This window comes from Tritonibacter sp. SIMBA_163, assembly GCF_046535935.1.
Taxonomy (GTDB): domain Bacteria; phylum Pseudomonadota; class Alphaproteobacteria; order Rhodobacterales; family Rhodobacteraceae; genus Epibacterium; species Epibacterium scottomollicae.
In genome coordinates this window covers 228,134-253,748 of sequence record NZ_JAWJBP010000003.1, presented here as the reverse complement: position 1 = coordinate 253,748, position 25,615 = coordinate 228,134, and the positions used below count along the sequence as shown (strand labels likewise).

27 protein-coding genes are annotated in these 25,615 nt (G+C 61.1%); 13 read left to right on the top strand and 14 right to left on the bottom strand.

Translation table 11 applies throughout. The features are described from left to right. The first annotated feature begins 20 nt into the window (after nt 1-20). A complete protein-coding gene (locus tag R0J92_RS08165) occupies nt 21-341 on the top strand; it encodes an H-NS family nucleoid-associated regulatory protein (protein ID WP_106161735.1) in 321 nt (106 codons plus the stop codon). A gap of 16 nt (nt 342-357) precedes the next feature. Then, the gene (gene deoD / locus R0J92_RS08160; protein ID WP_106161733.1) at nt 358-1,062 is read left to right on the top strand and encodes a purine-nucleoside phosphorylase; all 705 of its coding nucleotides are present in this window, start codon (nt 358-360) and stop codon (nt 1,060-1,062) included. An 88-nt stretch (nt 1,063-1,150) separates the two neighbouring features. Here deoD and R0J92_RS08155 read toward each other — a convergent pair whose 3' ends face one another. The 14 genes from R0J92_RS08155 to R0J92_RS08090 form a co-directional block, all read right to left on the bottom strand. Next, nucleotides 1,151-2,008 carry an urea carboxylase-associated family protein gene (locus tag R0J92_RS08155; RefSeq protein WP_411051319.1) on the bottom strand — a complete coding sequence of 286 codons (858 nt, stop codon included), beginning with the start codon at nt 2,006-2,008 and terminating at the stop codon, nt 1,151-1,153. Between the two features lie 264 nt (nt 2,009-2,272). Further along, complete coding sequence (locus tag R0J92_RS08150) at nt 2,273-3,490, bottom strand: type III PLP-dependent enzyme (protein ID WP_411051318.1); 1,218 nt, start codon at nt 3,488-3,490, stop codon at nt 2,273-2,275. Nucleotides 3,491-3,701: 211 nt separating this feature from the next. Next, complete coding sequence (locus tag R0J92_RS08145; protein WP_317384372.1) at nt 3,702-3,899, bottom strand: hypothetical protein; 198 nt, start codon at nt 3,897-3,899, stop codon at nt 3,702-3,704. A 67-nt stretch (nt 3,900-3,966) separates the two neighbouring features. Continuing rightward, nucleotides 3,967-4,140, bottom strand: a complete 174-nt coding sequence (locus R0J92_RS08140) for a hypothetical protein (RefSeq protein WP_165798074.1) — start codon at nt 4,138-4,140, stop codon at nt 3,967-3,969. Nucleotides 4,141-4,729: 589 nt separating this feature from the next. After that, complete coding sequence (locus R0J92_RS08135) at nt 4,730-5,509, bottom strand: succinate dehydrogenase iron-sulfur subunit (RefSeq protein WP_106161727.1); 780 nt, start codon at nt 5,507-5,509, stop codon at nt 4,730-4,732. A gap of 222 nt (nt 5,510-5,731) precedes the next feature. Further along, nucleotides 5,732-6,583: a hypothetical protein gene (locus R0J92_RS08130; protein WP_411051317.1), complete on the bottom strand. Its 852-nt coding sequence runs from the start codon at nt 6,581-6,583 to the stop codon at nt 5,732-5,734. Next, complete coding sequence (sdhA, locus tag R0J92_RS08125) at nt 6,584-8,392, bottom strand: succinate dehydrogenase flavoprotein subunit (protein ID WP_106161725.1); 1,809 nt, start codon at nt 8,390-8,392, stop codon at nt 6,584-6,586. 23 nt (nt 8,393-8,415) lie between these two features. After that, complete coding sequence (locus tag R0J92_RS08120; protein WP_106161723.1) at nt 8,416-8,787, bottom strand: succinate dehydrogenase, hydrophobic membrane anchor protein; 372 nt, start codon at nt 8,785-8,787, stop codon at nt 8,416-8,418. A gap of 11 nt (nt 8,788-8,798) precedes the next feature. Then, complete coding sequence (sdhC, locus tag R0J92_RS08115; RefSeq protein WP_106161721.1) at nt 8,799-9,182, bottom strand: succinate dehydrogenase, cytochrome b556 subunit; 384 nt, start codon at nt 9,180-9,182, stop codon at nt 8,799-8,801. 209 nt (nt 9,183-9,391) lie between these two features. Next, nucleotides 9,392-10,066, bottom strand: coding sequence for a DUF1194 domain-containing protein (locus R0J92_RS08110; RefSeq protein WP_411051316.1), 675 nt, complete (start codon nt 10,064-10,066; stop codon nt 9,392-9,394). 183 nt (nt 10,067-10,249) lie between these two features. Continuing rightward, a complete protein-coding gene (locus tag R0J92_RS08105) occupies nt 10,250-11,293 on the bottom strand; it encodes a MaoC family dehydratase (RefSeq protein WP_411051315.1) in 1,044 nt (347 codons plus the stop codon). Nucleotide 11,294: 1 nt separating this feature from the next. After that, complete coding sequence (locus R0J92_RS08100) at nt 11,295-11,498, bottom strand: DUF1737 domain-containing protein (RefSeq protein WP_011537137.1); 204 nt, start codon at nt 11,496-11,498, stop codon at nt 11,295-11,297. Nucleotides 11,499-11,501: 3 nt separating this feature from the next. Continuing rightward, nucleotides 11,502-12,050: an NnrU family protein gene (locus R0J92_RS08095; protein ID WP_411051314.1), complete on the bottom strand. Its 549-nt coding sequence runs from the start codon at nt 12,048-12,050 to the stop codon at nt 11,502-11,504. Between the two features lie 38 nt (nt 12,051-12,088). Further along, nucleotides 12,089-12,943 (bottom strand): HpcH/HpaI aldolase/citrate lyase family protein, encoded by an 855-nt coding sequence (locus R0J92_RS08090; RefSeq protein WP_411051313.1) that lies wholly within the window; start codon nt 12,941-12,943, stop codon nt 12,089-12,091. Between the two features lie 355 nt (nt 12,944-13,298). Here R0J92_RS08090 and R0J92_RS08085 point away from each other — a divergent pair, with 355 nt between their 5' ends. The 11 genes from R0J92_RS08085 (at nt 13,299) to R0J92_RS08035 (ending at nt 25,579) form a co-directional block, all read left to right on the top strand. Continuing rightward, nucleotides 13,299-13,610, top strand: coding sequence for a hypothetical protein (locus R0J92_RS08085; RefSeq protein ID WP_106161711.1), 312 nt, complete (start codon nt 13,299-13,301; stop codon nt 13,608-13,610). 415 nt (nt 13,611-14,025) lie between these two features. Then, the gene (gene mdh / locus R0J92_RS08080; RefSeq protein WP_106161709.1) at nt 14,026-14,988 is read left to right on the top strand and encodes a malate dehydrogenase; all 963 of its coding nucleotides are present in this window, start codon (nt 14,026-14,028) and stop codon (nt 14,986-14,988) included. Between the two features lie 149 nt (nt 14,989-15,137). Then, nucleotides 15,138-15,665, top strand: coding sequence for a GNAT family N-acetyltransferase (locus R0J92_RS08075; RefSeq protein WP_411051312.1), 528 nt, complete (start codon nt 15,138-15,140; stop codon nt 15,663-15,665). Between the two features lie 382 nt (nt 15,666-16,047). Further along, a complete protein-coding gene (gene sucC / locus R0J92_RS08070; RefSeq protein ID WP_317384381.1) occupies nt 16,048-17,241 on the top strand; it encodes an ADP-forming succinate--CoA ligase subunit beta in 1,194 nt (397 codons plus the stop codon). 454 nt (nt 17,242-17,695) lie between these two features. After that, the gene (locus tag R0J92_RS08065) at nt 17,696-18,535 is read left to right on the top strand and encodes a glycosyltransferase family 25 protein (RefSeq protein ID WP_411051311.1); all 840 of its coding nucleotides are present in this window, start codon (nt 17,696-17,698) and stop codon (nt 18,533-18,535) included. An 18-nt stretch (nt 18,536-18,553) separates the two neighbouring features. Then, nucleotides 18,554-19,441 carry a succinate--CoA ligase subunit alpha gene (gene sucD / locus R0J92_RS08060; protein WP_411051310.1) on the top strand — a complete coding sequence of 296 codons (888 nt, stop codon included), beginning with the start codon at nt 18,554-18,556 and terminating at the stop codon, nt 19,439-19,441. A 241-nt stretch (nt 19,442-19,682) separates the two neighbouring features. Continuing rightward, nucleotides 19,683-22,634: a 2-oxoglutarate dehydrogenase E1 component gene (locus tag R0J92_RS08055; RefSeq protein ID WP_106161696.1), complete on the top strand. Its 2,952-nt coding sequence runs from the start codon at nt 19,683-19,685 to the stop codon at nt 22,632-22,634. Nucleotides 22,635-22,648: 14 nt separating this feature from the next. Further along, nucleotides 22,649-24,172: a 2-oxoglutarate dehydrogenase complex dihydrolipoyllysine-residue succinyltransferase gene (gene odhB, locus R0J92_RS08050; RefSeq protein WP_317384384.1), complete on the top strand. Its 1,524-nt coding sequence runs from the start codon at nt 22,649-22,651 to the stop codon at nt 24,170-24,172. Nucleotides 24,173-24,222: 50 nt separating this feature from the next. After that, nucleotides 24,223-24,615, top strand: a complete 393-nt coding sequence (locus R0J92_RS08045) for a hypothetical protein (RefSeq protein ID WP_411051309.1) — start codon at nt 24,223-24,225, stop codon at nt 24,613-24,615. Next, nucleotides 24,612-25,022: an MAPEG family protein gene (locus tag R0J92_RS08040; protein ID WP_411051308.1), complete on the top strand. Its 411-nt coding sequence runs from the start codon at nt 24,612-24,614 to the stop codon at nt 25,020-25,022. Before R0J92_RS08045 ends, R0J92_RS08040 begins: the two co-directional genes overlap by 4 nt. Beyond that, nucleotides 25,019-25,579 (top strand): L,D-transpeptidase family protein, encoded by a 561-nt coding sequence (locus tag R0J92_RS08035; protein WP_411051307.1) that lies wholly within the window; start codon nt 25,019-25,021, stop codon nt 25,577-25,579. The genes R0J92_RS08040 and R0J92_RS08035 overlap by 4 nt, the downstream gene beginning before the upstream one ends. Nucleotides 25,580-25,615: the final 36 nt, after the last annotated feature.

Genomic DNA, 25,615 nt, shown 5'->3' with positions numbered 1-25,615 from the left:
GAATTCTACGGAGTAACACTATGTCCATCGACCTCACCGAAATGTCCCGAAAAGAGCTGCTTCAACTGCATAAAGACGTTGAAAAAGCACTGAAAGATGCCGAAGTGCGCGAACGCACCGAAGCCTTGAAAGCTGCAGAACAAGCAGCCGCAGAATACGGATTCTCTCTGGATGAAGTTTTCGCCAACCCGGCAAAGGGTGCTGTGCGTAAATCCAAAGCAAGTCCGAAATACCGCAATCCGGAAAATCCCGACGAAACATGGACAGGCCGTGGCCGCAAACCGCATTGGGTCCACGCTGCACTCAAAAATGGTGTCGACATTTCCGACCTCGAAATCTGACCCGAGGTATTAATAAGTGACAGTTCATATTGGAGCAGAGAAAGGCGATTTCGCCGAAACCGTCCTCATGCCCGGGGATCCTTACCGCGCGAAATGGGCGGCGGAAACGTTTCTGAGCGATGTGCGCCTTGTCAACGAAGTTCGCGGCATGCTCGGGTTTACTGGGACATGGAATGGACATCGGGTTTCGATACAGGGCAGCGGCATGGGAATGCCGTCCCTGTCGATCTACGCCAACGAATTGATCCGGGATTTTGATGCACAAACCCTGATCCGCATCGGATCCTGTGGGGGCATGCAACCTCACGTAAAGGTGCGCGATGTCATTATCGCAATGTCGGCAACCAGCGTGAACACGCCCTCCAGCACCATTTTCAAGGACGTGAACTTTGCGCCGACAGCCGATTGGTCTTTGACGCGCAATGCGGTGCAGGCCGCCGAGGCACAGGGTCTCACCCCGCATGTGGGCGGGATCTACTCCTCCGACGTGTTCTATGACGAACGACCTGACCTCAACGAACAGATGGTTCGCCATGGTATCCTCGGCGTCGAAATGGAAGCGGCAGAGCTCTACACATTGGCTGCGCGGTATCAACGTCGCGCGCTTGCCGTATTGACCGTTTCTGATCACTTGCAGACCGGCGAGGCGCTTCCGTCCGAAGACCGCGAACGCAGCTTTGGCGAGATGGTTGAAATCGCCCTCGCCGCCGCCTTTGCCTGATAGCCGGACCGGGGCTGCTCCACTCACCAGCCCCTGCCCGACACAGAATCAAAAGGGCCGCCCCTCCGGGCGGCCCTTTTTTCACATCTCAGCGCCCGTGACTGCGGTCATAGCCATTCAGAGGTGGGCTTTGCCAACCGTCCAGCGCGCCCTCCGCTGGGGCGAAGACCTCCACCAGCATAGGATGACACGCGGCGCTGTCGCTGGAATGCTCAGCCGAACAATCGCCCCCCGGACAGGCACTCATCGCGCCCAAAAGGTCAATCTCGGCAAAGAATTCCAGATAGTCCCCGGGACGCACCGGGCTGGCTTTCATGAAATACTGGCCAGTGTCCCGGGTGAAGCCGGTGCACATGAACACGTTGAGCACATCATGCACATGCGGCTCCGCCTCCGCCAGCGACACCCCGAGGTGATCCGCCAGCGCCCGTGTCAGATTGGAATGGCAGCAGTGATGGTACTGGCTGCCCTGCAACAGGTTGCCGGTGTAGGGATCGCACCGCGTGCCGATCACGTCATGTACGGAGCCGCCATAGGCGTCGATCCCGTACCATTCCAGCGTGTCGGCAATGATCGTCGCGATCGGCCGCATGGACGGCAGGTTCGACCACAGACGTTCGCCGGTGGTGACATGGGTGCCATGCAGGGCACGAGTCTTGCCGGAGAAGAACCGCTCGGAAATATCATTGCGGTTCCACAGGTTCAGGTCCCCCACCTGCGGCCCCTCGATGGAGGAGATGCGGAAAAACTGCCCGGCGGCGACCTCGAAAGTGGCGGCTTCGCGCGGCGGCACGGTGACCTCGGCGATCTTTTCCGCGCCCACCCGCGCGCTGCGATAAAGGTCCAGGTCCGGTGTCGGCAGGGTCTCGTTGGGGTAGCAGATCACCGGTGGCACGGCGCGGCGGGCCTCTGCATCGTGAGGAATGGGGAAATGGGCGTCGGACATTCTTTGGTGGTCTCCCTGCGTTTCGGTCTTGGAAAAGGCCATGGGATCAGACGCAATCCCAGTGTCCGGTCGACAGACCGGACAGCCCCGCCCGCCCCCAAGGCAGGGGCTTTGCCCCACCCGGTCGGACGCTGCCCTCAGCCAAAAAGCGTCTGAGGTCATCAGCGGCCATTAACCTGCTGTCACCCTGCCCTGTCAAACAGATGAACCGCGCCGGGACGAGATTCCGACGCGGTTTTTTCAAGCCAATTCAGATTGCTTGGGTCAGATCACCACCACATCCAGCGGCGGAAACCCGTTGAAGCCGACCGTGGCATAGGTCGACGTATAGGCTCCGCAGGAATGGATCACCACGCGGTCCCCGGATTTCAGCCCCAGCGGCAGCTGCACCGGCTGCTTTTCATAGAGTACATCGACGCTGTCGCAGGAGGGGCCAGCCAGCACGCAGGCGCCCATCGTCTCGTGATCGCGGTCGGTGGTGATCCTGTAGCGGATCGCCTCGTCCATGGTTTCGGCCAGACCGGAGAACTTGCCGATATCGAGATAGACCCAGCGGTGCAGGTCGCTGTCGTGCTTGCGCGACACCAGCATCACCTCGGCGGCAATGGCACCGGCCTCGGCCACCAGCCCCCGTCCCGGCTCTGCCATGACCTCGGCGGCATCGGGAAAGCGCGCATTCACGCGTGTCATCACCGCGGCGGCATAGTCCTGTGGCGCCATCACCGCGCTGCGGTAGCCCGCCGGAAATCCGCCGCCGATGTTCAACAGCTTCAGATCATGTCCTGCGGCGCGCGCGCCCTGCCAGACATCCGCCACCTGATCGAGGATCGGCTCCCACATCTCCGGCTGGCGGGTCTGCGAGCCGACATGGAACGACAGCCCATGCGGCACCAGCCCCAGCGCCACACAGCGGTCCATCAGCGCCACCGCCATCTCCGGCGCGCAGCCAAACTTACGGCTCAGCGGCCAGTCGGCAGAGGAGCTTTCGACCAGAATGCGGATGCAGATATGGGCGCCGGGCGCATGTTCGGCCAGCTTTTCCAACTCTTCCACCGCATCGGCAGCGTAGTGGGTGATGCCCAGCCCATGGGCAAAGGCAATGTCGGCGGGTTTCTTGATGGTATTGCCGAATGTGATGCGATGGGCGGCGGCCCCGGCGGCGCGGCACATCTCAATCTCGGCGCGGCTGGCGGCATCAAAGTTCGAGCCCAGCGCGCACAGCCGGCGCAGGATCTCAGGCGCCGGGTTGGCCTTCACCGCGTAGTGGACGCGGGCACGGCCCAGACCACGGGCAAGCCCCATGTACTGACGCGCCACCGCCTCGCTGTCGATGACCAGCGTCGGGCGCTCAAAACAGGTGTTGGCAATGTAGGTGAGGTGGCGGGGGACAGGGTGCGCGTCGTCGCGGACATCCGGTCCGGTCACATTTACATTCATGGTCATCTCCAAAAGACCCGGCCATATATGACCGCTCAGTTCCATCAGAGACGTTACCGTCGCTACGTAACCCTAGGGATCTGAACCCTTTCGACAGAGGCGCGTGCGTTGGCGTCTTGAGCGCGCGTATCAGGCAAAAACCCGAGTCGATCAAGCACCAATTTCTGCAAGTAAGATATCTGTTTTGTGCATGGCAGATCAGGGACAGGGTCGTATGCAAAAACCCACAAATCCTGCCGCCTGCAAACCGGCTGCGTCAGCGGCGGGGCTGGTTTCGTTTGCAATCGACTGGGGCGCCCTCGCCTGCCTCTACCGCACCGCAATAGGCACAGTGCCAGCCATCAGAACTGCGGTTGCGCCGCCAGCGGCAGTCACGGGTCAGCGTGGTGGTTTTTCGCTGCCAGTACAGGTAGGTCAGCGTGCCCAGCAGCAGGAGGATCAGGAGAACCGGCATGACCTGCATCTATCCAGTGGCGTCGCGCGGTTCAAGCGCAACGCCGCATCAGTTCGTCGGCGCGCGTTCAGGCCGCTTCATAGTAGGCGAACACAGCGTCCTGCGCTTCGATCTCTCGGGTCACGACGGGCGCTTCGGGGGTGTAGTAGGCCCAGGCCTCGTCCAGCACGGCAAGCGCATCAACAGGCGCGGCAACGGCGGCTTCGGAGGGGATCTGCGGAATGGAAATCAGGTCGGTCATCGGATGTGTCTCATCATATCAGTGTCAGCGCCTCCCTCGGGCCATAATCTATGCCCGATGCTGCACTGCCGCATCCTACAGTTTTGCAACGACGCTATGCGCTTTCTGCAAGCACCCATCGCAGCCCTCAACCCTTTGATCGACCCGCCACTCTGCCCTTGCCGATCACGCCCATGTTGCGCCCCCGGCGTGCGCCCGGTTGACGGTGATTTCAGGTCGCTGTGCGAGACTGCTGCCGTCGCGACACACTGACCACAGGAGACCGGCCCGCCAAAGACCACCCCCTCATTGGGTGCAGGCTGGGTCCGATCCGAGCTCATTTTCGGGCATGGGGTTCATCCCCCATCCGATCCTCCGCCCCAATGGGCGGCCGCCTATTTTTGATGTCGACCAGGAGGCCCCGCTTGGCCGACAGGCCGAACAGCCCCTGCCCCTCCCCACAGGAGGGGGCTCCCCCCCAGACGCGGGGGCCGCTCTTGGTGTGCGGTGCATATCAGAGCACAAAAGAAAACCCCGCAGCCAATCGGCTACGGGGCAAATCACGTGGCCTTGCGGCACACATCAAACTGTTCGGATCAAACCGTTCAGATCAAACTGTGCGCTCGACCATCATTTCCTTGATATGCGCGATCGCCTTGGCGGGGTTCAGACCCTTCGGGCAGGTCTTGGCGCAGTTCATGATGGTGTGGCAGCGATAGAGCTTGAACGGATCTTCCAGCTGATCGAGACGCTCGCCCGTGGCCTCGTCACGGCTGTCGATGATCCAGCGGTAGGCGTGCAGCAGCGCTGCGGGGCCGAGGTAGCGGTCGCCATTCCACCAGTAGCTCGGGCACGCGGTCGAACAGGACGCGCACATCACGCATTCATACAGACCATCAAGCTTCTTGCGGTCCTCGATCGACTGTTTCCACTCCTTCGCGGGGCGGTTGGTCTTGGTCTCCAGCCACGGCATGATCGAGGCATGCTGGGCATAGAAATGCGTAAGGTCCGGGATCAGATCCTTCACCACCGACATATGCGGCAGCGGGTAGATCTTCACGTCGCCCTTCACCTCATCCAGGCCATAGATACAGGCCAGCGTGTTGATGCCGTCGATGTTCATCGCACAGGAGCCACAAATGCCCTCGCGGCAGGACCGGCGGAAGGTGAGCGTCGGATCAATCTCGTTCTTGATCTTGATCAGCGCGTCCAGAACCATGGGACCGCATTTGTCCATGTCCAGGAAATAGGTGTCGACCTGCGGCGTCTTCCCGTCATCCGGGTTCCAGCGATAGATCTGGAACTTGCGGACATTGGTCGCGCCTTCGGGCTTGGGCCACGTCTTCCCCGTGGTGATCCTGGAGTTTTTCGGAAGTGCGAATTCGACCATGATCGTGTCTCCTTGCTTAGCTGCCCGACGCCGCTGCCAGCGGCAGCACGGACGGGTAGAGGGCTGGACCCGGAATGCTCCGGGCGTCATTTCTGGCGCAAGACTTGCGCATAGGGTTGGGACGGAAGGTCACATCAAGGCCTCCCCGTCGAAATCCGGCAGGCTGATGAAACGCGGCAGGGCCACATCGGCGCGGCGCAGCGATCAGTGCAACAGCATCGGTCATGCGACATTCTCACTTTGCTGTGGTGCTGTCAGGCCGTCGCCATCATCGCTGGTGGTCTGCTCCGCAGACGCAAGGCGCGCCAACCAGGAAGTGTCGCGTTCATATCCCAGTGCGATCAGGTCATCGCCGTGACGCTCCAGATAGCGCTCCGCGGTGTGTCGCGGCAGTTTCGCAGGCCATTGCTCCGCCTTGCCCGAGGACACATGCGTTGCCGTACGCCCGGTGCCGCCGTCGGGGGACAGGCCACCAAAGAGCGAATTGTCGTAGTAGATCTGCCGGGCCACCTCGATCTCGGCCTGATCGAAGCCAAAGAACCGCAGCACGCCGATGAACAGCGCGCAGTCGTGGTCCTCGATCAGATCCTCGTAGCGCACGTCCATGGCGCGGGGATGCCCATAGGGCCAGGCCAGCATTTCTTTCACGACCTGCAGATGCATGTTCTGCATCTCGAAATCCAGCTTTGCCTCCTGCGAGGGCAAGGCCTGCAGGTGCTGCTGATAGCTCTTTCCGCCCAGATCGTCGCGGGGGCCATGCAGAAACCGTTCCTGCCGACCGGGGCTGTTCTCATGATAGCGCGCACCAGACAGCAGAACATCACGCGGGTCCCGAATGATATGCAAAAACCGTGCATCCGGCTGCTCGAACAAGTCCGGCGCAAAGGCACTGGCCCAGTTCACCACAATGACCCGCCCGGTTGCCGGAATTTTGTCCCATTTCGCCGGGTTATGCACCGGCACAAAAGGAATATCGAGCGCCTCCCCGATCAAACGCCAGACACGCCGCATCCAGACGGTGCCCGTCTTGTGATGCGTGCCGACGCATAAGATCCGGGGAGGCGCAGAGCTCATTTAGAAGGTCCGGGCCTTGGGCGCGATGGTCTCCAGGCTGATACCGCCCTCGCCTTCGCTGGTCAGCGGATCGGTGATGACCGGACGGAAGCTGAGCGTGGTCTCGTTGCCCTCGACACGGGCCACGGTGTGCACGCGCCAGTTTTCGTCATCGCGAGTGGAGTAATCCTCATGCGCATGCGCGCCGCGGCTTTCCTTGCGGGCCTCGGCCCCGACGATGGTCGCCAGCGCGTTGGGCATCAGGTTGGTCAGCTCCAGCGTCTCCATCAGGTCGGAGTTCCACACCAGCGAGGTATCAGTGACATGGAGATCGTCGAGCTTGGCCGCGATCGCGCCCATTTTCTCGACGCCTTCCTTCAAGGTCTTGTCGGTGCGGAACACCGCGGCATCCGCCTGCATGGTGCGCTGCATTTCCAGACGCAGCTCCGCCGTCGGCGTGCCGCCCTTGGCGTTGCGCAAACCGTCAAAGCGATCAAACGCCTTGTCGATGGAGGCCTGGTTGAGCACCGGGTTCGGCGCCTCAGGGTCCACCACCTTGCCCGCACGAATGGCCGACGCGCGGCCAAAGACCACCAAGTCGATCAGCGAGTTGGAGCCCAGGCGGTTGGCACCATGCACAGAGGCACAGCCCGCCTCGCCCACGGCCATCAGGCCCGGAACAACGCCGGTCGGGTTGTCTTCGGTCGGGTTCAGCACTTCGCCCCAGTAGTTGGTGGGAATGCCGCCCATGTTGTAGTGCACGGTGGGCAGAACCGGGATCGGCTCCTTGTTGACGTCCACGCCCGCAAAGATCTTTGCAGACTCGGAAATCCCCGGCAAACGCTCTGCCAGTGCCTCGGCGGGCAGGTGGCTGAGGTTCAGGTGGATGTGATCGCCGTCTGCGCCCACACCGCGGCCTTCGCGGATCTCCATGGTCATCGAGCGCGAGACATAGTCGCGCGGTGCGAGGTCTTTATAGTTGGGCGCATAGCGCTCCATGAACCGTTCGCCTTCGGAGTTGGTCAGGTAACCGCCTTCGCCGCGTGCGCCTTCGGTGATCAGACAGCCGGAACCGTAGATGCCGGTGGGGTGGAACTGCACGAATTCCATGTCCTGCAGCGGCAGGCCTGCGCGCGCCACCATGCCGCCACCGTCGCCGGTGCAGGTATGGGCGGAGGTCGCGGAGAAATAGGCGCGACCATAACCGCCGGTCGCCAGCACCACCATCTTGGCGTTGAACACATGCATGGTGCCGTCATCAAGCTTCCAGCACACCACACCCTGACACTGCCCGTCGTCGGACATGATCAGGTCGATGGCGAAATACTCGACGTAGAATTCAGCGTTGTTCTTCAGGCTCTGACCATAGAGCGTGTGCAGGATCGCGTGGCCGGTCCGGTCAGCCGCGGCACAGGTGCGCTGCACCGGCGGGCCGTCGCCAAACTCGGTGGTGTGGCCACCAAAGGGACGCTGATAGATCTTGCCCTCTTCGGTCCGCGAGAACGGCACGCCGTAGTGCTCCAGCTCATAGACCGCCTTGGGGGCCTCGCGCGCGAGGTATTCCATCGCGTCGGTATCACCGAGCCAGTCGGAGCCTTTGACGGTGTCATACATGTGCCACTGCCAACTGTCCGGGCCCATATTGCCCAGCGACGCCGCGATGCCACCCTGCGCCGCAACAGTGTGCGAGCGGGTCGGGAACACCTTGGTCACACAGGCCGTACGCAGGCCTTGTTCTGCCATGCCGAGCGTGGCGCGCAGACCTGCGCCACCAGCACCGACAACCACCACGTCATAATCGTGGGTTTCATATTCATATGCTGCTGTCATCGTCTTTGTTCCTTACCGCCGGATCACAGGGCGAGTTTGACGAGGGCAAAGAGCCCCGCGGCAATCATCGTGTAGGAAAAGGCCGACACTGCAATCAGCGTCAGCTTTTCGGCGAGCCCGTGCATGTAGTCCTCAACCGCGACCAATGTTTCGCGCATCAGGTGGACAATGCCCACGACCAGGGTCAGGCCGGTGATGATCGCCGGGACAGGGCGTCCGTAATAGGCCAGCACCTCTTCGTAGGTGCCACCCAGACCAAGGCCAAAGGTGATCACGAAGGCCGGAACCAGCACCACCAGAAGGATGGAGCTGACCATCATCTGCCAGTGATGATGCGTGCCCGCACGTCCTGCACCAAGCCCTTCGGCACGTTTGCGGTCGGTCAGATAATTCATGTCTCTGCTCCTTACACCACGATCGCCACAAGGACGGTCAGGATGGTTGCACCGACGAACATGCCAATGCCCATCTTCTCCGAGATCGCGACCTCGAGGCAGTAGCCGAAGTCCCAGACCACGTGGCGCAGACGGCCCAGCATGTGATAGAAGATCGCCCAAGTCGCCGCGAGCAGGACGATATTGCCCAGCACGCTGCGCAACAGCCCGTCGATGAAGGCAAAGGCGCTCTCGGAGGTTGCAGCGGCAAGCAGCCACCACACCACGAGCAGCGAGGCCCCCAGCATCGCAATCCCGGTGATACGCACCATGATTGAAGACAGGGAGGTGAGCTGCGGGCGGTAGATGGTCAAATGCGGCGAAAGCGGGCGATTGCCCCGATTGACATCGGCCATGTTGGCTCCTTTCCGGTTAGCTGGTCTCGTTTTAGCTTATTTTTGCGCACTGTCACGCAAACGAGTGGTAAAAATCACCTGTTATCGTCGCAGTTTGTTGCAATTTCTTCACCTTGTGATCACAAGCCAGATCGCTGTGATCACAAACTGTATCCCTAGCGGAATAGTCAGAAACAAACTCGCAAACCCTCAGTGAGTCGCATGTGCTTTTAGCGCGAAAGGGTTGCTGTCTGCTTCACGACTTCGCGCAGCAGCTTCTTGCGGATCTGTTCCGGGTAGTCTTCGAAACGCGCCGCATAGACCACAAAGGCGCCCGGACCGTGGATCACATGCTCAAAGAAATAGGCGGCCAGATCCTCCTCGCTGGCCTCGATCGCGATGGCATTCACGGTGACACCAGCAGCGGTCAGCCGCGACCGCAGCGTCTCCGGGTTGATCCCTTCGTTTGACGGGCCATCGCCCGAAACATCCACCACACGGCGCTGACAGGACGGCACCGCGTCAAACATAGGCAGAACATACCCCAACAGCTCGCCGATCGCGGTCGAGTAATTGCGCCATTTGCGCGAGGTGTCCTCCACCGCCTGCGTAAAGGCATCCAGCGCGGCGAAATCAGGGATTGAGGTCCAGGGCACCGACACCACCTGCCGTGATGTGCCGCTCCATTGCACCAGGGCCACTTCGGCACGGGCCTGCACCAGCGCTTCGCTGATCAGGGGATCCCGCAGCGCGCGCGCCAGCCCGTCCATCTGCAACCGGTATTCCTTTGGATCGACGGATCCGGACACATCCACCGCCAATACCAGCGCCAAGTCACACGCGCGCAGGCCACCCGGTATCAGGCTACAAAGACAACTGAGAGCTGTGACAAACAGGCGACGCATGAGGTAAAGACTGCGGCGACGCGGACCTCTCGGCAAGATCAAAGCCATGCTGCGACTGCAGCCTCGCGCAGATGTCACCACGCCAGACCCAAGCTTTGCAGTCTTGCCCCACCAAGACCCGGCGATGAGAGCCAAACGCCCCGAAAAGACGGGGCGGCCCCTCCAACAACGCGGCCCCGCCCACTACAGGGGCATCAAGGCCCAGTAATCGAGGTCCAGCAGAACCTCCGGCAGGTATTTCCCGTCCTCGCCCTTCAGCTGGAACGGCGCGCCACCCGAGGTCGCCACCAGCCGCAACCGGATGGCCCCCACCCCGGGCGCTGCGGTCTGCGCCTTGTCCAGCACCTCGGACCAGGCCCGTATGGTGGTGCCTGACAGGCAGGGGTTTGCATGCGCGCCGCCATTGAGCCCGACGATCATCTGCGCATTGGCCAGCCCGTTGAACGACAGCGCCCGCGCCATGGAGATCACATGACCGCCATAGATCAGCCGTGTGCCATCAGGGCGCGCGGTGCTGTCGAAATGCACCTTGGCGGTGTTCTGCCACAGGCGGGTGGCCAGCATATGCTCGGCCTCCTCTACCGTGACGCCATCGACGTGGTCGATCTGCTCGCCGATGGCGTAGTCACCCCAGCGATGCGGCTCGCCCGCCAGTTCAAAATCATATGCCGAAAAATCCAGCCCCGCAGGCAGGGCAAGAACATCCGCCGTCAACACCGGCTGCAATTCCGGCACATGGGTTTCGGGCGCCTCTGCCTCCGGGTTGCCCTTGCGCACCATGACCCAGCGCACATACTCCAGCACGCAGTCATCGTGTTGATTGAGCCCCCGCGTGCGCACCCAGACCACCCCGGTCTTGCCGTTGGAGTTCTGCTTGAGGCCGATCACCTCGCTCTCGGCGCGCAGCGTATCGCCTGCGTAGACCGGCAGATGCCAGCGCCCCTCGGCATAACCAAGGTTCGCCACCGCATTGAGCGAGATATCCGGCACCGTCTTGCCAAAGACGATGTGGAACGCCGCCAGATCATCCAGCGGCGCGCCTTTTTTGTCAGCGACCAGACCAACCGAGCGGGCAAATTCATCCGAGGAATAGAGCGCATGCCGGGCCGGGTAGAGCGCGTGATAGAGCGCCCGTTCGCCGCCCGAGACGGTGCGTGGCACCGCGTGGCGGATCACCTCACCCAGCCTGTAGTCCTCGAAGAAACGCCCGCGGTTGGTCTTGGCCATGTCAGTGCGCTCCCAGTTTGGTATCGGGGGTGTAGGTGCCGTCCACCTCTTTCACCACCGACTGGCCGCAGCGCATGATGCCCTTGACCGGGTCAAAGGTCTGGGTCGGGCTGCCGTATAGCTCCCAACCCTTATTCAGCGCATCCGTCACTTTGTGACAGAAGGCCGACGTGTCATCCTCGCTCAGGAATCGATAAAGTTTCATGTTTTACCCCGGAAATGGTGAGGGCCCGATGAGCCCGTGAATATAGCCGATCACACCGACCAGCAGGATGGAAATCGCCAGGAACATCAGCCCCTTGGCAGTGGTGCCCTTGGGGCCCGGTTTCCATTCGGGCTCGGCGCGATTGATCGCCAGAACCTCGACCCCGGCCCAGACCAGCAACCCGCCGAACAGGATGACAGAAGCCAGATCGCCGTTGACCAGCAGGTGTGCCACCGCCCAGAGCGAGAAGCCGAACAGCATCGGGTGGCGCATCTTGCGAAACAGCCGCCCCTTGCGCGGTCCGGGGCTGGTAAAGAACAGCGCCAGCACCATCAGGGAATTGTTCACATGCACCAGGAAGGACGGCGGTGCCCAGACGTGGATGTACTCCGTGCCGCGATAGCCGATCACCATCAGCACGACGCTTGCCAGCAGAGCCAGCGCCACCAGCCCCTTGCCCTTCGTGCCGAGGCGTGCGCGCTGCGCCGGGGCGAGGCGTTTGAACAGGTGGGCGGCCCACCACAGGATGATGCCAAATATCAGAAGTGCCATGTCTTTCTCCAACGTCAGACGGGTGCTTGCCTCAACGACTAGCCGGAGATCCGGGCAATTGCATCCGCTTTCGCGATGATTTCACGTGCGGTCACCACATGCAGGTTCTCGACGATCTTGCCCTCTACCACGGCGACCCCTTGGCCCGCGGCCTCTGCGGCCTCGAACGCTGCGATCTGACGGCGAGCCAGATCCAGTTCCGCTTCTGAGGGGGCAAAGGCGGCATTGGCAACGTCCACCTGCGCCGGGTGAATCAATGTCTTGCCGTCAAAGCCCATGTCGCGGCCCTGCTCACATTCCATCGCCAGCCCCGCGTCATCCTTGAAGGCGTTGTAGACCCCGTCGACGATCACCTTGCCCTCAGCCTTGGCCGCCAGGAGGCACAGCCCGAGGCCCGGCATCAGCGGCAGGCGGTCGGCGCGGAACCGGGTCTGCATGTCCTTGGCCAGATCATTGGTGCCCATCACCATGCCCTGCAGCCTGGGGTGTGCGGCGATGGCGCCCGCGTTCAGCATGCCGCGCGGCGTTTCCATCATCGCCCAGAGCGGCACGTCACCCGTGATCTCTGCCAGCGCGTCCAGATCAGCCGGCGAAGACACCTTCGGCAAGAGGATCGCGTCACATCCCATATGAGCCGCCGCCTCTGCATCCGCACGCCCCCATGCGGTGTCGAGCCCGTTGATCCGCACGATCTTCAGCCGCGGCCCATAGCCACCCTGCGTCAGCGCCTCTGCCAGCGTGGCACGCGCATTGTCTTTTTCCTCCACTGACACCGCATCCTCGAGATCAAAGATGATCGCATCAACGGGTAGAGTACGGGCCTTGTCCAACGCGCGCGGCTTGGAGCCGGGGATGTAGAGAACAGAACGACAGGGGCGGGAGCGCGGGTCCATGGGGGCAGCCTCCAAGAGGATTGAGTGGGACATAATATTACCCAAATCGCTACAATCACATGCTGTTGATTTCAAGCTATATCTCGCCGCAATGCAGAAATCATCCATCACCCTCCATCGCTCACATTTTCAAACCTTTGATTTCACAAGAGAACGCGCGATTAACCAGTTCTTTGGACCTCTATGGCACTCTGAGTCCTACCGGCGCCCTCTTTTCGAAGACTGTTACCATCTGGCGCCCCGCGAACCTTGGGTTCGTCGTCATGATTTCGTCACCAAAACCGGTCCACCCCAGGTCGCCGGGGTGCCCATTCGGCCCCCTGCTGGGGACGCCGTTCCGAAAGGGGTAAAACCTATGAAGAAGACGCTGTTGAAACTCTCCGCGGGCCTCGCCCTTGTGCTGACCACCCAGATGGCGGCCGCTCAAAGCCAGAATTGCGCACCGCGCGATATGGTCGTTCAGCGCCTGGCCGAGAAATATGGCGAAAGCCGCCAGAGCATCGGCATGGGGCAACAGGGCATGGTCATGGAGACCTTTGCCTCTGACGAGACGGGGTCCTGGACGATTACTGTCACCAATCCGAACGGCATGACCTGCCTCGTGGCCTCCGGACAATCCTACGAAATTCTGGCCGAAGCGCTGCCCGTGATGGACACTGACGCCTGATCTATCGCGTCCCATCTTGCAGGACACGCGGCGCATATCCGGGCCCCTGGATATGCGGGGCCCAGGCTGGCTGAAGGCGGGCATCGAAATGCACCGGCCTGCGCCGCAAACAGCATCGCACCCTGTTCGCGCAATCTGATTCGCCCGTCCACGTCTCTGCCGGACCGGCAACCGCAGGAAATGACTGCTGACATCCGCTCCGCAGGCCACGGTCACGGCAATACCGAACCGGAGTGCGAGACGTGCATGCCTGTTCAATATCCAAAGCATCCTTCGCTAAAACTGCAAGGATTGTCGCAAACGAACGTAAAACAGGCTCAGACCGCGCGGATGCTGCAACGCAGAACACTTGCGAAGCGGAACCGAACGTCTTAGGCATCTGGTCAGAAATCAACCGGACCGGAGAGATTATCCCATGGCACGACCCAAAATCGCCCTTATCGGCGCAGGTCAGATCGGTGGCACCCTCGCGCATCTCGTAGCCCTCAAGGAACTTGGCGACGTCGTATTGTTCGACATTGCCGAAGGCACCCCTGAAGGCAAAGCGCTGGACATTGCCGAATCCGGTCCTTCCGAGGGCTTTGACGCCAGCCTGAAGGGCACGCAGGACTACGCAGATATCGCAGACGCCGACGTTTGCATCGTCACCGCAGGTGTTCCGCGCAAGCCGGGCATGTCCCGCGACGACCTGCTGGGCATCAACCTCAAGGTGATGAAATCCGTTGGCGAAGGCATCCGCGACAACGCGCCGAACGCCTTTGTGATCTGCATCACCAACCCGCTCGATGCGATGGTCTGGGCGCTGCGCGAGTTCTCCGGCCTGCCGCATGAAAAAGTCTGCGGCATGGCAGGTGTGCTGGATTCCGCACGCTTCCGTCACTTCCTCGCCGAGGAATTCAAAGTCTCCATGAAAGACGTCACCGCATTTGTTCTCGGCGGTCACGGCGATACCATGGTGCCGTCGGTGCGCTACTCCACCGTCGCCGGCATCCCGCTCCCCGACCTAGTGCAGATGGGCTGGACCACACAAGACAAGCTGGACGCCATCGTACAGCGCACCCGTGATGGTGGCGCAGAAATCGTTGGCCTGCTGAAAACCGGCTCTGCCTTCTACGCCCCGGCAACCTCGGCGGTCGAGATGGCCGAAGCCTACCTGAAAGACCAGAAACGCGTGCTGCCCTGCGCCGCATATGTGGACGGTGCACTGGGCCTCAACGGCATGTATGTCGGCGTGCCAACCGTGATCGGTGCTGGTGGTATCGAGCGCGTGGTGGACATCAAGCTGAACGCGGACGAACAGACAATGTTCGATGCATCCGTCAAAGCCGTGAAAGGCCTCGTCGAGGCCTGCAAGGGCATCGACAGCTCGCTGGCGTAAACACCGCACATATTTCAAAAACCAAAAGCGTCCCACACGGGGCGCTTTTTTCGTTTCATGGCAGATGTCGGCGCCGCCAGACCGCCCGCCTGAAGACGTATGTGCACTGCGCGCTTTGCTGCGGTCGCTCTACATGCTTAAACCACGCCATGACACCGCCCGAACTCAACACAACGCGCCTGCTGCTCCGAGGCTGGACACCCGAAGATCACGCCCCTTTTGCAGCGATCTGCGGTGATCCGGCGGTCATGCGCTACATCGGCAATGGCGCAACCCGGACGGCAGACCAAGCGGCAGCGAACATCGCATCCTTTCAGACCCAATGGGCAGAGCGCGGCTTTGGACTGTTCGCTGTTCAATCCAAGGAAACTGGTGATCTGATCGGGTTCACCGGATTTTCCCGACCCGACTTCTTGCCGGAGGTCTTGCCCGCCGTCGAGATCGGCTGGCGGTTCTCAAGACCAAGCTGGGGGCAAGGCTACGCAAGCGAAGCGGCTGCGGCCGCATTGGCCTTTGGCACGGACAGACTGGGCCTCACAGATATCGTGAGCATCACTCAGCGCGGGAACAGCGCCTCGGCACGTATCATGCAAAAGCTTGGCATGGTGTTTGACCGCCGCACAATCGACCCGACCTGCGGACGTGAGGTCGACGTCTATCGCCTGCCGCAAACCTAAGGCGGGATCGGCCCCTTGTGAGAGCGGCGCCACACCCGGTGGACCATAGTCAGACTTGCGCCTCCCCCAACACCGCTACCGATCACTCCAAGACAGCCCGCTCAGCCTCGGACAAGGTCATGGATGCAGAATGAAACAGAATGACCTCCAGTCGCTGGAAGGCTCTTGACGCGCTGCAGCAAAGCCGAAACGCGCCGCCAAGGATTGCGCGAATCGCTAAAATTTAGTCGCTTTCGATATGTGATCACACGCCTCAACCCTGTGATCACAAAATCGGAAAAACTTCATCATTTATCGCTCTCGTAACAGAAAAGCCTTTAACCTCCTGTTTGATATAGGCGTACTAGCAAGGGACAATTGCAGCCAGACGGGACAGTTTCTCATGAACATCCACGAATATCAGGCCAAGGCCCTCCTTCGCAGCTACGGCGCTCCGGTTTCCGACGGGCGCGTGGTGCTGAAAGCCGACGAAGCCAAAACCGCAGCCGGCGAGCTGGACGGCCCGCTTTGGGTCGTGAAAGCCCAGATCCACGCAGGAGGTCGCGGCAAGGGCTCTTTCAACGAGGCCGACGCCGGTGACAAAGGCGGCGTTCGCCTGACCAAATCGGTCGAAGAAGCCGCCGAAGAAGCCAAGAAAATGCTGGGCCGCACGCTTGTGACCCACCAGACCGGCCCGGCCGGCAAAAAAGTGAACCGCATCTACATCGAGGCGGGCTCCGGCATTCAGACCGAGCTTTACCTGGCGCTGCTGGTGGACCGCGTGACCTCGCGCGTGTCGTTCGTGTGCTCCACCGAGGGCGGCATGGACATCGAAGAGGTCGCCGCAGAGACGCCAGAGAAGATCCTGTCTTTCTCTGTTGATCCGGCCACCGGTTATCAGGCCTACCACGGCCGCCGCGTTGCATTCTCGCTCGGCCTTGAGGGCGCGCAGGTCAAGCAGTGCGTCAAACTGATGGGTCAGCTGTACCAAGCCTTCATCGAGAAGGACATGGAGATGCTGGAGATCAACCCGCTGATCGTCAGCGACGCGGGCGACCTCAAGGTGCTGGACGCCAAGGTCGGTTTTGATGGCAACGCGATCTACCGCCACGCCGACATCGCCGCGCTGCGCGACGAGACCGAAGAAGACCCCAAGGAACTCGAAGCCTCCAAGTACGACCTGAACTACATCGCGCTCGACGGTGAGATCGGCTGCATGGTGAACGGTGCAGGTCTGGCGATGGCCACCATGGACATCATCAAGCTGTATGGCGCAGAGCCTGCGAACTTCCTCGATGTGGGCGGCGGCGCCACCAAAGAGAAAGTGACCGAAGCGTTCAAGATCATCACCTCCGACAAGAACGTCAAAGGCATCCTGGTGAACATCTTTGGCGGCATCATGCGCTGCGACGTGATTGCAGAAGGCGTGATCGCAGCCGTTAAAGAGGTGGGCCTTGAGGTTCCGCTGGTTGTGCGTCTCGAAGGCACCAACGTCGAGAAGGGCAAAGAGATCATCGCGACCTCTGGCCTGAACGTGATCGCCGCGGATGATCTGTCCGATGGGGCCGAGAAGATCGTGAAAGCGGTGAAGGGCTGAGCAAGTGTGGGATTGGCCGACTGCGCTGGAGACAATCGTAATCGCACTTCTTAGTGCGATTGCCCTGCTTCCAGTTTTCTTGCTAACGGCCAAGAAAGGCAGTGCATACGGAATTGGTACAGGGTTCGCAATTTTTGCAGTCGCGACCCTTTCCGTCTGGGGATTGCTTGAAAGCGCTCCTGCGATCGGTCCCGACGGACTCCCGGTTCTCACGTCTCCCACACACATGCTCGAAATCCGCGTTGCTACAATCTGGACACCGATATTTCTGACAGTTTTGTTCTTAGGGACATTCGTCATTTCGGGATTGGTCCGGGAAAGAACCAAGGAGGCTTAGATGGCCACTCTTGTCGACCATAACACCAAAGTCATCTGTCAGGGTCTCACCCGCCCGCAGATTTCATGGTCGTGGGCCGGCAGCCATAGTGTGATCTGAGCAGAGATACTGAACCCGATGAAGCTTTCGACTTATATCATCTCTCTGACCCGTGCCAAAGGGCGTCATGCGCAGATGCGTGCGACGCTGGCGGATGCGGGTATAGAGGCGGAGTTTGTCGAGGCCGTGGATCTGGCTGAAACCTCGGAAGCGGAGCTGTTGCAGCAGTGCAAGAGCTTTGGTCCCTGGGGGGTGTTTGCCCATGGCAACATGGCCTGCACCTTGAGCCACGCCAAGGTTTGGGAGCAGTTTCTGGCGTCGGATGCGGAGGTTGCCCTCATTTTTGAGGATGACGTCTTCATCTCGCCGGAGTTGCGCCAATGGACCGAAGATCTGAGCTGGTGGCCGCAAGGCTGCGAGCTGGTGAATTTGGAGTTCTGGCGCAGTGAGAGCCTCAAGGTGATGCTGGGCACATCCATCGCGCAGCACCTGGGACGACAGGTGGCGCCGATGTTGTCGCGCAACCCCGGATCTGCGGGCTATCTGGTCACGCGCAAGGGGGCCGAGGCGCTGCTGGCGTCACGTCCATTTGCGGTCTCGATCGATCAGCTGTTGTTCAATCCGCTCATCTCTCCTTTGGCCAATTCACTTCGGCCTTATCAGATCACGCCTGCCCTCGTCACACAGGGCAACACCCCTCCTGAAGAGGGCACTTTTCTGGGCCATGCGCAGCGCAAGCCCCAAGGTGCGCTCTACCGTAAACAAAAACGCCTGCGGGGCATGGCCGAGTTGCGCGCCCTGCCCCTGCACCTCCTTCGCCTGATCTCGGGACGCGCACGGCTTGTGCGGGTTACCTTTGCGGATCGGGCGCTCACCGACGACAGCGCGGCGCGTGCCGCCGAGGCACAAACCGCATAATCGAAAGGAAAGGACATCATGGCAGTCCTCATCGACGAAAACACCAAAGTTATCTGTCAGGGTCTCACCGGCTCTCAGGGCACCTTCCACACCGAGCAGGCCATCGCCTATGGCACCAAGATGGTTGGCGGCGTGACCCCCGGCAAAGGTGGTCAGACCCACCTCGACCTGCCGGTCTTCAACTCCGTGCATGAAGCCAAGCATGTGACCGAGGCCAATGCCTCCGTGATCTACGTGCCGCCGCCGTTTGCCGCTGATTCCATCCTTGAGGCGATCGACGCCGAAATGGAACTCATTGTCTGCATCACCGAAGGCATCCCGGTTCTGGACATGATGAAAGTGAAGCGCGCGCTGGAATCCTCCAAGTCGCGCCTCATTGGCCCCAACTGCCCCGGCGTCATCACCCCCGACGCCTGCAAGATCGGCATCATGCCCGGCCATATCCACAAGCGTGGCTCGGTCGGTGTTGTGTCCCGTTCCGGCACCCTGACTTATGAGGCCGTGAAGCAGACCTCTGACATCGGTCTCGGCCAGTCTTCGGCTGTGGGCATCGGCGGCGACCCGATCAAGGGCACCGAGCATATCGACGTTCTGGACATGTTCCTCGACGATGATGAGACACAGTCCATCATCATGATCGGTGAGATCGGTGGCTCTGCCGAAGAAGAAGCGGCGGAATTCATCGCCGAGCAGAAGAAAAAAGGCCGTTGGAAGCCGATTGCGGGCTTCATCGCAGGCCGCACCGCCCCTCCGGGCCGCCGCATGGGCCACGCGGGCGCGATTGTCGCCGGCGGCAAGGGCGGCGCAGATGACAAGATCGAAGCAATGAAATCCGCAGGCATCGTTGTTGCCGACAGCCCGGCCACTCTGGGCGAAGCGGTTCAGAAAGCGATCGCAAACGGCTGATGCGACCGCATCCGTCATATAGCAAAAGATCACCAGATGATCTGAGGGGCGGGCGCTTTGCGCCCACCCCGCTTCTGCGCTTGCAGTGCAGACACAGGGATCCTGTTGCCGATGCGGCCCTCTGGCCGCCTTCGCCGCAAGATCCGCCAAGACCTTGGCACGGAACATTTCGCCCTTTCGGGCTTTCAGTCCCAGACAACAGGCTGATCGCTTACGGTCCAAACCCATATGAGGCACTCAAATGACCGAACAGAGCCCCAACGACATCTTCCATGCGTCCTCCTTCATGCAGGGGCACAACGCGGAGTATCTGGAGCAGCTTTATGCCCAATACGCCAATGATCCCAATGCGGTGGATGCTGCATGGGCCGAGTTCTTTCGCGCCATGGGCGACGCTGAACCGGATGTCAAAGCCGAAGCCGCAGGCCCGAGCTGGGCGCGCAAGGACTGGCCTCCTGCACCGGAAGACGACCTGACCGGGGCACTGACCGGTGAATGGCCCGCCCCGGCCGAGGCCAAGGCGGCTGGCAAGAAGATCGCGGACAAGGCGAAGGAAAAGGGCGTTGAGGTCTCTGACGAGGCGATCCAGCGCGCGGTGCTGGACTCGATCCGCGCCATCATGCTGATCCGCGCATATCGTATCCGGGGCCACCTGGCCGCTGATCTGGATCCGCTGGGCATGCGCGCCGCGACGGCGCATCCGGAGCTGGATCCGAAGACCTACGGCTTTAACGACGCCGACATGGATCGCCCGATCTTCATCGACAACGTGCTGGGCCTGCAGGTCGCGCCGATGCGCCAAATCGTGGACATCGTGAAGCGGACCTATTGTGGCACCTTCGCGCTGCAGTACATGCATATCTCCAACCCGGAGCAATCCGCATGGCTGAAAGAGCGCATCGAAGGCTATGACAAGGAAATCCGCTTCACCCGCGAGGGCCGCAAGGCGATCCTGAACAAGATGGTCGAGGCAGAGGGCTTTGAGAAGTTCCTGCACGTCAAATACATGGGCACCAAGCGGTTTGGTCTGGACGGCGGTGAGAGCCTGATCCCCGCGATGGAGCAGATCATCAAGCGCGGCGGCAGCCTGGGCGTCAAGGATATCGTCATCGGCATGCCGCACCGGGGCCGCCTGTCGGTTCTGGCCAATGTGATGCAGAAGCCATATCGCGCGATCTTCAACGAATTCCAGGGCGGCAGCTTCAAACCTGAAGATGTGGATGGCTCTGGCGATGTGAAATATCACCTCGGCGCCTCCTCGGACCGTGAGTTCGACGGCAACAAGGTCCACCTGTCGCTGACCGCAAACCCCTCGCACCTGGAGGCGGTGAACCCGGTTGTTCTGGGCAAGGTCCGCGCCAAGCAGGACCAGCTCAACGACAAGGACCGCACGGCAGTCATGCCGATCCTGTTGCATGGCGATGCGGCCTTTGCGGGTCAGGGCGTGGTTGCCGAGTGCTTTGCGCTCTCCGGTCTGCGCGGGCACCGTGCGGGCGGCACCATGCATATCGTCGTGAACAACCAGATCGGTTTCACCACCGCGCCGCATTTCTCGCGCTCCTCGCCCTACCCCACCGACAACGCGCTGGTGGTCGAGGCCCCGATCTTCCACGTCAACGGTGACGATCCCGAAGCGGTGGTGCATGCGGCCAAGGTCGCAACCGAGTTCCGCCAGAAGTTCCACAAGGACGTGGTCATCGACATCTTCTGCTACCGCCGGTTTGGTCACAACGAAGGCGATGAGCCGATGTTCACCAACCCGTTGATGTACAAGAAGATCAAGGGCCACAAGACGACCCTGAGCCTGTACACTGAACGTCTGGTGAAGGACGGTCTGATCCCCGAGGGCGAGATCGAGGATATGAAAGCCGCGTTTCAGGCGCACCTCAATGAGGAGTTTGAAACAGGCAAGACCTACAAGCCCAACAAAGCCGACTGGCTGGATGGGCGCTGGTCGCATCTTGATCGCAAGGACGAGGATTATCAGCGTGGCGAAACCGCCATCAAGCCCGAGACGCTTGAGGAAGTCGGCAAGGGTCTGACCACCCTGCCCGAGGGCTACCCGGTGCATAAGACCATCGGTCGCTTCCTCGACGCGCGCAAAAAGATGTTCGACAGCGGTGAAGGCTTTGACTGGGCCACCGGTGAAGCGCTGGCCTTCGGCTCGCTGCTCTCCGAGGGCTATCCGGTGCGCCTGTCCGGTCAGGACAGCACCCGCGGCACCTTCTCGCAGCGTCACTCCGGCATCGTCAATCAAGACACCGAGGAACGCTACTACCCGCTGAACAACATCCGTGAGGGTCAGTCCCAATACGAGGTCATCGACTCGGCGCTGTCTGAATATGCGGTTCTGGGCTTTGAGTATGGCTATTCGCTGGCGGAACCCAACGCGCTGACGCTCTGGGAAGCGCAGTTTGGCGATTTCGCCAACGGTGCGCAGATCATGTTCGACCAGTTCGTCTCCTCGGGCGAGAGCAAATGGCTGCGGATGTCGGGTCTTGTGTGCCTCTTGCCGCATGGTTTTGAGGGTCAGGGGCCGGAGCACTCCTCCGCGCGTCTGGAGCGCTTCCTGCAGATGTGCGGTCAGGACAACTGGATCGTGGCAAACTGTACGACGCCCGCGAACTACTTCCACATCCTGCGCCGTCAGCTGCACCGCACCTTCCGCAAGCCGCTGGTGCTGATGACGCCGAAATCGCTGTTGCGCCACAAGCTGGCCGTCAGCAAGGCGCATGAGTTCACCACCGGCTCCTCCTTCCACCGCGTGTTGTGGGATGACGCCGAAACCGGTGCGTCCGAAACCAAGCTGGTCGAGGACAAGAAGATCAAGCGGGTCGTGCTGTGCTCCGGCAAGGTCTACTTCGATCTGCTGGAAGAGCGCGACGCTCGCGGCATCGACGATGTCTACATCATGCGCATCGAGCAGTTCTATCCCTTCCCGGCGATCAGCCTGGTGAAGGAGCTGGAGCGGTTCAAGGACGCGGAGATGGTCTGGTGTCAGGAAGAGCCCAAGAACCAGGGTCCCTGGACCTTTATCGAGCCCAACATCGAATGGGTTCTCACCCGCATCAAAGCAAAACATACCCGTCCGGCCTATGTCGGTCGTGCCACCTCGGCCTCACCCGCAACGGGTCTGGCCAGCGAACATAAAGCCCAACAAGCGGCGCTTGTGAACGAAGCGCTGAGCATCTGAGGAAGATTGAAATCATGACCACCGAAGTGCGCGTGCCCACCCTGGGCGAATCCGTGACCGAAGCAACGGTTGCCACCTGGTTCAAAAAGCCCGGCGATGCCGTGGCGCAGGACGAAATGCTCTGCGAGCTGGAAACCGACAAGGTCACGGTCGAGGTCCCCGCCCCGGCGGCCGGCACCCTGGCCGAGATCGTAGCCAAGGAAGGCGAAACCGTTGGCGTTGATGCCCTGCTGGCCAATATCTCCGCCGCTGGCGAGGCCGGGCAGGAAACACCGGAACCCAAGGCTGCGACCAAGGAGGCTCCCGCTGCCGCCGCATCGGGCGGTGAAGAGGCCGCCGTTGACGTGATGGTGCCCACCCTGGGCGAAAGCGTCTCTGAGGCGACCGTTTCCACCTGGTTCAAGAAGGTCGGCGACACCGTCGCGCAGGACGAAATGCTGTGTGAGCTGGAAACCGACAAGGTCTCTGTCGAGGTGCCCGCCCCCGCTGCAGGCACCCTGACCGAGATCAGCGCCGAAGAAGGCGCAACCGTGCAGGCGTCCGCCAAGCTGGGCGTGATCTCTGCAGGCGCTGGCGCAACGGCAGCGGCGGCCCCGGCTGCTGCACCTGCGGCCGCTGAAGCGCCTGCCGCCGCGTCCAAGGACGTCGCAAATGCGCCATCGGCGGAAAAGGCGATGGCCGAAGCCGGTCTCTCCGCGGATCAGGTCAAGGGTTCGGGCCGCGATGGCCGCATCATGAAAGAAGACGTCGCAAGCGCGATTTCCGCAGCCAAATCCGCACCTGCTGCGACCACCTCGGCTCCGGCCGCGCCGCGCGCACCGGTCTCTGCCGATGATGCCTCGCGCGAAGAACGGGTGAAGATGACCCGTCTGCGCCAGACCATCGCCCGTCGCCTGAAGGACAGTCAGAACACCGCCGCGATGCTGACCACCTATAACGAGGTCGACATGACCGAGGTGATGGCACTGCGCAACGAATACAAAGACCTGTTCCTGAAGAAGCACGGCGTGAAACTGGGCTTCATGTCTTTCTTCACCAAGGCCTGCGCGCACGCCCTGAAGGAAGTGCCGGAAGTCAACGCCGAGATTGACGGCACCGACATCATCTACAAGAACTTCGTGCATATGGGCATTGCCGCCGGCACGCCAACCGGCCTTGTGGTGCCAGTGATCCGCGACGTCGATGCGATGTCCTTTGCCGGTATCGAAAAGGCGATCGCCGAGAAAGGCGCGCGCGCGCGTGACGGCAAGCTGTCGATGGCGGAAATGCAGGGCGGCACCTTCACCATTTCCAACGGTGGTGTCTATGGCTCGCTGATGTCCTCCCCGATCCTGAACCCGCCGCAGTCCGGCATCCTCGGCATGCACAAGATCCAGGACCGCCCGATGGCGATCAACGGCAAGGTGGAAATCCGCCCGATGATGTATCTGGCGCTGTCCTATGACCACCGTATCGTCGACGGCAAAGGCGCTGTGACCTTCCTCGTGCGCGTCAAAGAAGCGCTGGAAGATCCTCGCCGGTTGTTGATGGATCTGTAAATTTAGAACGCGGCTGCCGCGTGGGCAGCCGCGTTTCTTCGGAGTGCGATATGGACGATCAGCCGGGTATAGATCGAAAGCATGAAGCCGATCTTGTTAAAGAAATTGGCATGTTCTCCATCAAGACCATGATGACACTATGCTCTGGAGGCTTCATTGTAATCCTGACATTTCTTAGTGGAATCAGCACCGCCAGCCCGGTTTCAGTGAATGTGTCGCAAATCAAACTTGCTCTTACGTGCCTACTTGGCGGGCTTGTCTTTTGCGTTATCACCCTATTCACGTCGTTTATTGTCAGCCAGGCGCGCCTAGGTCGAGACGCTCCATCGAAGCTTGATCGTTCTAGCTGGCTTCTAGTCATTCAGGCAGGGCCGTTGCTCTTAGCCTTTATGTTTTTTGTCGTGGGCGTATTCATCGCGCTTACAGGGATGACTGAACAATGACCCCCGAACTCACCGCTCTTACCCTCGCCGCACTCCTGCAGGTCATCCAGATCGCCCTGATGGCAGTGCCGGCCAACCTGGAACTCGGCCAGGGCAAGACCCTGTCGCCGCGCGACCGCGACCGCCTTGGCGGCGATCTGCAGGATCAGGTCTCCAAACGCACCGCACGGCTTTATCGCGCGATGAACAACCACTTCGAGGGGCTGATCCTCTTCTCGATTGCCTGCGTGGTGGTTACTCTGGCCGAAGCCTCCTCGCCAGTCACCGCCGTCTGCGCCTTTGCCTACCTCGGCGCGCGCGTGCTCTACATCCCGGCCTATGCCTTTGGCTGGGTGCCCTGGCGCAGCTTCATCTGGGCGGCGGGGTATCTGGCGACAGCCGCCATGCTGGTGGCAGCCCTGCTGTGAGACTTGCCCGGCATATCCTGCGGGCGACCGTGCTCGTTCTTGGGCTTGGCGTGGCCACCTTCGGCTATACCAAGCTGATGGCGCGCGCGGGCTCGGGCACACCGCCGCCAATGGCCGAAGCCCACGAACAGGCGGATGAGATCCTTGTGATCAAATCCACCCGCGCGCTACACTTGCGCCGTGCGGGCGAAACCATCCGCAGCTACGATATTTCGCTTGGCGCTGCACCCGCAGGTCACAAACAGTCCGAGGGCGATGAACGCACGCCCGAAGGCCGCTATGAAATCGACTGGCGCAATCCAAACTCCGTCGCGCATCTGAGCCTGCATATTTCCTACCCCAATGCCGCAGACCAGGCCGCAGCCAAAGCCGCCGCGCGCGATCCCGGCGGCAACATCATGATCCACGGCTTGCCCAACGGCTGGGGGGCCCTGGGCGCACTGCACCTGATGCGGGACTGGACCGACGGCTGTATCGCAGTCACGAATACCGAGATGCGCGAGATCTGGTCTCTCGTTCCAAACGGAACCCCAATCACCATCACGGAGGCGCTCTGATGATCCTTCAGATCGAACAAATTCGCTCTGGACATT

Coding starts and splice junctions, on each gene's coding strand:
- R0J92_RS08120 (WP_106161723.1), bottom strand. CDS start 8,787: ATGAATTATCTGACCGACCGCAAACGTGCCGAAGGGCTTGGTGCAGGA.
- R0J92_RS08055 (WP_106161696.1), top strand. CDS start 19,683: ATGACCGAACAGAGCCCCAACGACATCTTCCATGCGTCCTCCTTCATG.
- sdhA (WP_106161725.1), bottom strand. CDS start 8,392: ATGACAGCAGCATATGAATATGAAACCCACGATTATGACGTGGTGGTT.
- R0J92_RS08165 (WP_106161735.1), top strand. CDS start 21: ATGTCCATCGACCTCACCGAAATGTCCCGAAAAGAGCTGCTTCAACTG.
- R0J92_RS08075 (WP_411051312.1), top strand. CDS start 15,138: ATGACACCGCCCGAACTCAACACAACGCGCCTGCTGCTCCGAGGCTGG.
- R0J92_RS08040 (WP_411051308.1), top strand. CDS start 24,612: ATGACCCCCGAACTCACCGCTCTTACCCTCGCCGCACTCCTGCAGGTC.
- R0J92_RS08045 (WP_411051309.1), top strand. CDS start 24,223: ATGGACGATCAGCCGGGTATAGATCGAAAGCATGAAGCCGATCTTGTT.
- R0J92_RS08105 (WP_411051315.1), bottom strand. CDS start 11,293: ATGGCCAAGACCAACCGCGGGCGTTTCTTCGAGGACTACAGGCTGGGT.
- R0J92_RS08065 (WP_411051311.1), top strand. CDS start 17,696: ATGAAGCTTTCGACTTATATCATCTCTCTGACCCGTGCCAAAGGGCGT.
- R0J92_RS08155 (WP_411051319.1), bottom strand. CDS start 2,008: ATGTCCGACGCCCATTTCCCCATTCCTCACGATGCAGAGGCCCGCCGC.
- mdh (WP_106161709.1), top strand. CDS start 14,026: ATGGCACGACCCAAAATCGCCCTTATCGGCGCAGGTCAGATCGGTGGC.
- sucC (WP_317384381.1), top strand. CDS start 16,048: ATGAACATCCACGAATATCAGGCCAAGGCCCTCCTTCGCAGCTACGGC.
- sucD (WP_411051310.1), top strand. CDS start 18,554: ATGGCAGTCCTCATCGACGAAAACACCAAAGTTATCTGTCAGGGTCTC.
- R0J92_RS08110 (WP_411051316.1), bottom strand. CDS start 10,066: ATGCGTCGCCTGTTTGTCACAGCTCTCAGTTGTCTTTGTAGCCTGATA.
- R0J92_RS08090 (WP_411051313.1), bottom strand. CDS start 12,943: ATGGACCCGCGCTCCCGCCCCTGTCGTTCTGTTCTCTACATCCCCGGC.
- odhB (WP_317384384.1), top strand. CDS start 22,649: ATGACCACCGAAGTGCGCGTGCCCACCCTGGGCGAATCCGTGACCGAA.
- R0J92_RS08100 (WP_011537137.1), bottom strand. CDS start 11,498: ATGAAACTTTATCGATTCCTGAGCGAGGATGACACGTCGGCCTTCTGT.
- R0J92_RS08085 (WP_106161711.1), top strand. CDS start 13,299: ATGAAGAAGACGCTGTTGAAACTCTCCGCGGGCCTCGCCCTTGTGCTG.
- R0J92_RS08145 (WP_317384372.1), bottom strand. CDS start 3,899: ATGCCGGTTCTCCTGATCCTCCTGCTGCTGGGCACGCTGACCTACCTG.
- R0J92_RS08140 (WP_165798074.1), bottom strand. CDS start 4,140: ATGACCGACCTGATTTCCATTCCGCAGATCCCCTCCGAAGCCGCCGTT.
- R0J92_RS08095 (WP_411051314.1), bottom strand. CDS start 12,050: ATGGCACTTCTGATATTTGGCATCATCCTGTGGTGGGCCGCCCACCTG.
- R0J92_RS08150 (WP_411051318.1), bottom strand. CDS start 3,490: ATGGAACTGAGCGGTCATATATGGCCGGGTCTTTTGGAGATGACCATG.
- R0J92_RS08135 (WP_106161727.1), bottom strand. CDS start 5,509: ATGGTCGAATTCGCACTTCCGAAAAACTCCAGGATCACCACGGGGAAG.
- sdhC (WP_106161721.1), bottom strand. CDS start 9,182: ATGGCCGATGTCAATCGGGGCAATCGCCCGCTTTCGCCGCATTTGACC.
- R0J92_RS08130 (WP_411051317.1), bottom strand. CDS start 6,583: ATGAGCTCTGCGCCTCCCCGGATCTTATGCGTCGGCACGCATCACAAG.